The organism is Anaerosalibacter bizertensis, assembly GCF_009696605.1.
GTDB lineage: Bacteria > Bacillota > Clostridia > Tissierellales > Sporanaerobacteraceae > Anaerosalibacter > Anaerosalibacter bizertensis.
Genome location: NZ_VULR01000030.1, coordinates 1 through 4,664 on the forward strand (window position 1 = coordinate 1; position 4,664 = coordinate 4,664).

Below are 4,664 nucleotides of genomic sequence, written 5' to 3' on the forward strand. Positions count from 1 at the left end.
ATAACAGTTTCGTTTTTTAAGCCAATAATTATTGGTTTATTAGGTGTGCATTTTTTTATTATTAATTTTTCCAAAAAACATTAAATATTATTTTGCTAAAATCTATTGACTTTAATTAGCTGGTCTTTTATTTATAGATTTTATAATTATATCCATGGCATGTCCATGGATATATAGTACTAAAGCCAACAGTACACTATTTAAATGCAATTAATATGCCAAATGTAGGATAATAAAACTGTGAGATTTATTCAGAATATTTCAAAATGTTTTTCCTTTTTTATGGAAAGTAATTTGTTACCAAAGACCTTTATGCTCGAAAATTCATAGTTTTTAGAGTTTTTTAGTTTTGTTTGGATTTTTGCACTAATTCCCAAACCTCGAAATAACTAGATACTTATATTTTATCTATTCTTTTGATAATTGCAATAGCAAGTTGCCCTTAAAAAATAAAAAAGCCAGGTTTGAAGGCCTGGCTTTTAAATTCATTAGATATTTTTTATATTATAAAACTAATATAGAACTAGCAATATAGAAGTATATAAATAAACTTAATGCATCTACTATTGTTGTAATAAGTGGTCCTGCCATAATAGCAGGGTCAATTTTCATTTTTTTAGCTAGTATTGGAAGTAACCCTCCAATAACTTTTGATATCATTACAGTAACAACTAAAGTCATTGAAACTGTCAATGCAATTTTAAAATCAACTTTTTCTAAATAATATATTCTTAGGAAATTAACAACTCCTAAAACCAAACCTACAATAATACTTATTCTAAATTCTTTCCATATAACCTTGCCTGCATCCTTTAGTCTAATATCTCCTAATGCTAAACCCCTTATTACTAAAGTAGAAGATTGGCTTCCTGAGTTTCCACCGGTATCCATAAGCATAGGTATAAAGGAAGCTAAAAGTACTGTAGATTGAAGTACACTTTCATACCTTCTTATAATACCTCCTGTAAATGTAGCTGAAACCATAAGGACCATGAGCCAAATTATTCTATGTTTTGCCAAAGTAAAAATATTGGTTTCAAGGTATTTTTCTTCTGACGGAGACATAGCTGCCATCTTTTGAAAATCTTCTGTAGTCTCTTGGTCTATTACTGCCATTATATCATCAACAGTTATGATTCCAGTAAGCCTATTTTCTTTATCAACTACTGGAAGAGCTAAAAATCCATATCTTTTAAACAAGTCTGCTGCCGTCTCTTGATCATCATGGGTATTTACAAATATTACTTCTTCATTCATTATATCTTCTATCTTTTCATTTTCTTCACTTACTACTAGTTTTCTTAGTGATACCAAGCCCTCTAACTTCCTATTAGAATCTGTTACATAACAAGTATAAATTGTCTCTTTTGTAAGTCCTATTTCTTTTATATGATCTAAAGATTCCTTTACGGTCATTTCTTTCTTAAGGTCCACATATTCTATAGTCATTAAGCTACCAGCTGAATCTGGTGGATAGTTTAAAAATTGGTTTATAAGTTTACGTTCTTCATAATTAGAATTTAACAATATTTTCTTTACTACATTGGCAGGCATTTCTTCCAATAAATCTATCATATCATCAAAATTTAACTCATCTACAATATATTGCAATTCTTTATCTGTAATACAAGCTATAATTTCTTTTTGCTTATCTGCCGGAAAATAAGAGAAAACATCAACTGCTATATCCTTAGGAAGCATTCTAAAAAGCATTAAAGCTGTAGTAATGTCTATTTCTTCAAGTACTTCTGCTATATCTATAGCATTCATCTGAATAAGGTCTTCTCTAAGCTGTATATATTCTTTATTCTCTAATAGTTTTTCAAATCTTCTTTCGTCTATTTTCATTTTTTGTCCCTCCTTTAGAAGAACTACAATCAGAGGTAATGACTATAGTTCTTTCCTTACTATTCAATTCTTGCATCAATTTCATCCGTCTACATAAGGGTCCAGAATCCATAATCATCACCTCTTTCTTATTAAAAGTCTTCCTCAGGAATAAACATTATATCATATTATACTTATAGGGTATGATACTTTACATATTTTTTCAAGAAATTTTTAATTTTTTTTCACTATTTTTTCACCAATTTGTTTATAAATCTTTCCTATATCTGAATTTAAATCACTTGTTAATATAACACCTTTGTCACTTCCTACCCTTATCTCTTTAAGAAGAGGAATTTCTCCTAAAAAGTCTACTCCTAGTTCTTTGCTTAAGTTTTCTCCTTCTCCACTGCCAAATATATAGTGCTTTTCATCACAATTATCACAGATGAAATAAGACATATTTTCTATAACTCCAACTATTTCTGTATTAGTTTTATTAGCCATAATCCCTAACCTTTTTGCCACACCTTTAGCCGTAATTTGTGGTGTAGTAACTATTAAAAACTTCGCTTCTTTAACTTCTTGCATAATATTTAAAGGTATATCCCCAGTTCCCGGTGGCAAATCCAATAATAAGTAATCCAATTCTCCCCAATACACTTCTGTTAAAAATTGATTCAATATTCCAGAAAGTACAGGACCTCTCCAAACCAATGCTTCATCTTCTCCTACTAGATTTCCCATGGACATAACTTTTACCCCTTCTATTTCTACTGGGATAATAGTTCTTTCATCTATTGCTGTAGCCCTTTCTTGTTTTATCCCCAATATTTGAGGAATACTATAGCCTAATATATCAGCATCTATTAGACCTACCTTATAACCCATATGGCTTAAAGTAACAGCTAAGTTTGCAGTTACTGTGGACTTTCCTACCCCACCTTTTCCACTTCCAATGGCTAATATAGTTGTATTTTCAAAAGAGTTAAGACTTTCGGGTTGTCCAAAAAGCTTGTCTTTTTCTTCTTCTGTCATTTCACCAAACTTAACTTCTACACTTTTTACACCTTCTAGGGAAGAAATTTCTTTTATAATATCATCTTCCATTTTATTTTTCATAGGACAACCTATGGTAGTTAAAGCAACTTCTATTTTAACATTCCCATCTTCCTCTAAAATATTTTTTATCATATTCAATTCAACTAAATTTCTATTTAGCTCTGGGTCATAAACTTTTTCCAAGGCTTTTACTATCTGTTCTTTATCCATCTAAATCATCTCCTTTTAATATTTTCTTCCCACATATAATTATATCCTACTAATTATATAATTAAATGGGTTTTTGCCCAAAAAACAAAAAAGATAGGCACTGCCTATCTTTTTGCTTTAACAAGTAGAACCTCCTCTTCCAACACTTACTTGGAAGCCTCTTCTTAGCCAACTATCTGAATAATCTATTGTAAAATCACTAAAGTTATTAGCCATGTCTTCATCTAATAAAAACGTAAAGTCTTCTACTTGAACTTTTTTATCTCCATCTTTTTGCTCATCCAGAGCTAAGCCAAAACTTGGCCCACCTCAACCAAAACCCGCTATATAAATTCTAAGTGATTTACTTAAATCATTCTTTTTTTCCAAAAACTTTTTAAGCTCTTTTGACGCTTTATCAGTTATTTCTATTGACATAATAACCCTCCTTATTTTCATTGTAATTTACTTATACCCCATATAGGTATTTATAAGCACATTCTATATTATTACTTTAAATAAGTCAAGTTTTTTATCCTGGCAATAAAAAACTGTCTCAAAATAATATATTATTTTGAGACAGTCTCCTTACTACATTGCACGTCCAGGGATTATAGCATCCAGTATACCAATAACTAAGGCACCAATTATAGCTCCCCATACTGATATATTAAATCCTGGGACAATAAACTTTGTAACGTATAAAATGATTGCAGCTACAATAAAACCTGTAAGCCCCCTTCCAAAAGGCGAAGCATCCACCCCTGCAACCTTTTGAACTAAATAATCAAGAAGCGCAATAACAACAGATGCTAAAATAAGACTCCAAAGCCCATTAATTCTAAATCCAGGAGTCAGTAAAGCTGCTATCCCAACTACTATAGCTGTAACAAGAATTCTTAAAAGTATCTCACCTAATGCACTAGTATTGTCATCTTTGGTTCTAGTGTCTCTATTTCTATCTTTATTATTATCGTTATTATCCATAAAATCACCTCCTTTTATAATGGTCTCCATTATATTTTTTTTTATGCAAATTGGTTAATTTTTTAAAAAAATATAATGATATAATAAGACTACAAAGGGTATAAAATATATGTTAAGATACTCTTAAAGTATTTTTAAAGGAGGAGTTAAAAAATGGAAATAACTAAAGATATGCTTATTGGCGAATTAATACGTCAAAAGCCAGAAGCTGTAGAAACTCTTATGAGATTTGGCATGGGATGTGTTGGTTGTCCATCAAGCCAAATGGAATCTTTAGAAGAAGCAGCTATGGTTCATGGTTTAGATCTTAATGAGCTTTTAAAAGCTTTAAACCAATAAAAAAACAAAAGGGGCTGTTTCAAAATAAACAACCCATAAAATAAAAACAGGTCAAAGAGCACTGGCTCTAAGACCTGTTTTTTAGTATAATTTATCTGCAATGAAAAACCATACTAAATTTAATCATAAAGCAAAAATCAAAAAAATGCAACTATCTTTTAGTTTTGATTTGACTAATAATTTTGATATGGATGACGAGGTTTTCCTGGTGCACAATATTATTGAGGAGATGAATTTAAGTTTTTTAACTAGTGCCTACT

General features: G+C 30.3%; 6 protein-coding genes. 1 reads left to right on the plus strand and 5 read right to left on the minus strand.

The genetic code is table 11. The features are described from left to right. Positions 1-504 precede the first annotated feature (504 nt). The 5 genes from mgtE to FYJ27_RS12435 form a co-directional block, all read right to left on the minus strand. Positions 505-1,848, minus strand: a complete 1,344-nt coding sequence (gene mgtE / locus FYJ27_RS12420) for a magnesium transporter (RefSeq protein WP_154485110.1) — start codon at positions 1,846-1,848, stop codon at positions 505-507. Further along, the gene (locus tag FYJ27_RS12425) at positions 1,823-1,960 is read right to left on the minus strand and encodes a hypothetical protein (RefSeq protein ID WP_154485111.1); all 138 of its coding nucleotides are present in this window, start codon (positions 1,958-1,960) and stop codon (positions 1,823-1,825) included. The genes mgtE and FYJ27_RS12425 overlap by 26 nt, the downstream gene beginning before the upstream one ends. Before the next feature lie 101 nt (positions 1,961-2,061). Next, positions 2,062-3,099 (minus strand): P-loop NTPase, encoded by a 1,038-nt coding sequence (locus FYJ27_RS12430; protein ID WP_154485112.1) that lies wholly within the window; start codon positions 3,097-3,099, stop codon positions 2,062-2,064. Between the two features lie 117 nt (positions 3,100-3,216). Further along, positions 3,217-3,516 (minus strand): HesB-like protein, encoded by a 300-nt coding sequence (locus FYJ27_RS13115; RefSeq protein ID WP_342366899.1) that lies wholly within the window; start codon positions 3,514-3,516, stop codon positions 3,217-3,219. Positions 3,517-3,669: 153 nt separating this feature from the next. Beyond that, on the minus strand, positions 3,670-4,065 hold the full coding sequence (locus FYJ27_RS12435) for a phage holin family protein (protein WP_154485113.1): 396 nt from the start codon (positions 4,063-4,065) through the stop codon (positions 3,670-3,672). A 153-nt stretch (positions 4,066-4,218) separates the two neighbouring features. On the opposite strand from FYJ27_RS12435, the gene FYJ27_RS12440 reads away from it, so the two are divergent. Further along, positions 4,219-4,404: a DUF1858 domain-containing protein gene (locus tag FYJ27_RS12440; protein WP_154485114.1), complete on the plus strand. Its 186-nt coding sequence runs from the start codon at positions 4,219-4,221 to the stop codon at positions 4,402-4,404. The last annotated feature ends 260 nt before the right edge of the window (positions 4,405-4,664 follow it).

Excerpts from the sequence above, each read along its gene's own strand:
- mgtE (WP_154485110.1), bottom strand. The coding sequence starts at position 1,848 with ATGAAAATAGACGAAAGAAGATTTGAAAAACTATTAGAGAATAAAGAA.
- FYJ27_RS12425 (WP_154485111.1), bottom strand. The coding sequence starts at position 1,960 with ATGGATTCTGGACCCTTATGTAGACGGATGAAATTGATGCAAGAATTG.
- FYJ27_RS12430 (WP_154485112.1), bottom strand. The coding sequence starts at position 3,099 with ATGGATAAAGAACAGATAGTAAAAGCCTTGGAAAAAGTTTATGACCCA.
- FYJ27_RS12435 (WP_154485113.1), bottom strand. The coding sequence starts at position 4,065 with ATGGATAATAACGATAATAATAAAGATAGAAATAGAGACACTAGAACC.
- FYJ27_RS12440 (WP_154485114.1), top strand. The coding sequence starts at position 4,219 with ATGGAAATAACTAAAGATATGCTTATTGGCGAATTAATACGTCAAAAG.